A 2,849-nucleotide genomic window follows, 5' to 3' on the forward strand; every position below is an offset into this window, starting at 1 on the left:
TGAAGAACCCGTCCCTGAGGAACCCGTCGGTGACGACGAGTCCGGGAGATCGGTGGCCGTGGACGCCGCCGACGCGGTGTCCGCGGACGCCGTGGGCACCACAGACCCGGTGGTCACTACTGATGCCGTCACACCCAGTGCCACGGCGCAGGTGACTGACAGAGTGGTCGAGATGATGGCCGCGCGGCAGATCGGGCGTGGGGGCATGGGGTCTCCGGGGGACGATGGTCCGGCGACCGTAGCGGGCGCCGTTCCGGATCAGGCTAACTCGGACCAGGCTATCCGAGCCTCATCGGCCCCTCCTGCATCAGGCGTCCCTGAAGGCTCACCTGTACCAGGGGCAGGTGACGCACTTACCGTGCCGACCCGTTCGCCTCCACGGAGGCCAGCACATCGTCCGGATTGTCCGACTGCGCCACCTCGGTACCCGCCAGTCGCCCGTCCCAGACGGCGAGAACCGCCGGATCGGTCGGCTTCGTCACCAGGCTGACCACGATGTAGGTGACGAGGCTCGCGCCGAGACCGAAGTAGATCGGCTCATTGGCCAGCAGATCCGTGGCGAACATCGTGCCGATGGTGACGACCGTCCCGACTCCCATCGAGGCCAGTGCCCCGGTGCCGGTTGCCCGCTTCCACACGAATCCGCCGAGGATGGCGACGAGGAGACCGCCAACGAGAATGTCGTAGGCGACGGTCAGGGCGGCGACCACGTCATCCATGGCCGTCGCGATGAGGGTCGCGATGATGCCCAGGCACAGAACCCACATCCGGTTCGCCTGCACGTCATGCTCCGGATTACCAGCGGACAAGGGCTTCGCGGGGCGGCCAACCATGCGGCGGACCATGGGAAGAACATCGGTCCGACACACCGTGGAGCACGCGATGAGGGCGCCGGAGGCGGTGGACATCATCGCGGCGACTCCGGCGGCGAGCACCAGACCGGACAGGCCGATGGGCAGGACCTCTTCCGCGACGGCGGCGTAGACGTCGTCACTGACGTCCATCTGCGGCAGGAGGACGGAGGCGGCGGTTCCGATGAGGGCGCCAGCGATGCCGTAGACCACGCAGTAGACACCCGCCGCCGTGCCACCCCACTTGGCGACCTGCGGGGTGCGGGCGGTGAAGACCCGCTGCCAGATGTCCTGGCCGATGAGCATGCCGAAGGTGTAGACGACAAAGTAGGTGACGATGGTCGCCCCGCCGATGTTCATGATGTCGAAGTGGGCGTCTCCGTTGATTCCTCCGTCCCCGAGCTTGTCGATGATCCCGTCGTACCCGCCGGCTTTGCCCCATGCGGCGGGCAGCAGCAGGAAGATCACGCCGATGGTCTTGAGGACGAACTGGACCATGTCGGTCAGGGTGATCGACCACATGCCGCCGATGACGGAGTAGATGATCACCGTCGCCGCACCGATGGCGATGGATCCCCAGCGTGGGGTGCCGAACAGGACGTTGAACACGGTGGCGTAGGCGATCGTGGAGGTCACCACGAGCATGAGCGTGTACAGGGCCATCACGATGCCGGAGGCGGCGGTCGCGTTGACTCCGTAGCGCAGCTGGAGCACCTGGGCGACCGTGTAGACCCGGAGTTTCTGGATCGGCCCGGCGAACAGCAGGCTGAGCAGGATGACGCCCACGGCAATGGCGACGACGAGCCACATTCCGGAGATTCCGAACTTGTAGCCCAGGCCCACACCGCCGACGGTGGATGCCCCGCCCAGCACGACGGCGGCGAGGGTGCCGGTGTAGAAGACGGGGCCGAGACGTCGGCCGGCGACGAGGTAGTCGGAGGAGTTCTTCGTGCGGCTCTTTCCCCAGAAACCGAAGGCGAGCATGGCGAGCAGATAGACGATGATGATGGCGATGTCGAGACTCATGGTGTCCCTCTTCCAGGGAGTGGGGGTGGGGTGGTGTCGGTGCTCCGGGAACCCGGAGCAGGGGTCAGTCGAGGTGGGTGGGGGCGAACATGCGTAGTAGTGCGGTGAGTACGACGACATTCGGTCCAGGTTCGGACAGAGCTGTGGCCAGGGTCTCCCGCAGGTGCTCCGGGTCGGTGGCGTAGGCGGGGATGCCGAAGGCCCCGGCCAGGGCACCGAAGTCCGGACGGGCCAGTTCGGTGCAGGTGGCCTGGCCGAAGGCGCCGGTCATGTACTCGCGCAGGATGCCGTAGCCGCCGTCGTCGACGATCAGCCAGGTGACGTCGGCATCGTGCTGACGGGCGGTGGCGAGTTCGGAGATGCCGTACATCGCCCCACCGTCGCCGGAGACCGCGAGGGTGCGGCGTCCGGAACCGAGGGCGGCGGCGGTGGCCGCGGGGAAGGCGAAACCGAGCCCGCCGGACCCCTGCGCGGAGTGGAACTCCCCGCCGGTGGAGTCCCAGACAGACCAGGCCCAGTACCCGGCGATCGTCATGTCCCAGAAGGAGTCGGCATCGTCAGGCAGGGCGGCGCGGATATCGGCCATCACCTGCAGTTCCACGGAGAGATCCTGGTCGGCGAGCCTGGCCTCTACCTTGCGGCGGAGTTCGCGGGCGATCTCGGCGCCGGGGCGGGCAGGACCGTCCGAGGGTGAGTTCTCCAGCGCGTCCGCCAGTGCCCCGAGCGCTTTCCCGGCATCTGCGGCGATGCCGAGGGCGGGGTAGTTGGACGCGAGGACGCGGGGCTCGGCGTCGATCTGGATCAGTGTGCCTTTCGGATCGAAGGTGAAGTAGTTGCTGGTGACCTCTCCGATCGTCGTGCCGACGGTGAGGAGGACATCGGCGTCCTCCATCAGTTCGGTGGTGTACCGGTCCTCGATCCAGGACGCCGCGGACAGTGGATGACCGAAGGAGATCGCCCCCTTGCCACCAA

2 protein-coding genes are annotated in these 2,849 nt (G+C 67.2%); both read right to left on the reverse strand.

Going from position 1 to position 2,849, the window contains the following annotated elements:
- Window positions 1-353: 353 nt before the first annotated feature.
- Window positions 354-1,877, reverse strand: a complete 1,524-nt coding sequence (locus QZV72_RS09290; protein ID WP_297007696.1) for a sodium:solute symporter — start codon at window positions 1,875-1,877, stop codon at window positions 354-356.
- 64 nt (window positions 1,878-1,941) lie between these two features.
- A partial coding sequence (locus QZV72_RS09295; protein ID WP_297007699.1) for a thiamine pyrophosphate-dependent enzyme occupies window positions 1,942-2,849 on the reverse strand: 908 nt, incomplete at its 5' end.

Origin of the sequence: uncultured Corynebacterium sp. (assembly GCF_902782855.1) — a bacterium.
In the GTDB taxonomy this organism is placed as follows: Bacteria; Actinomycetota; Actinomycetes; order Mycobacteriales; family Mycobacteriaceae; genus Corynebacterium.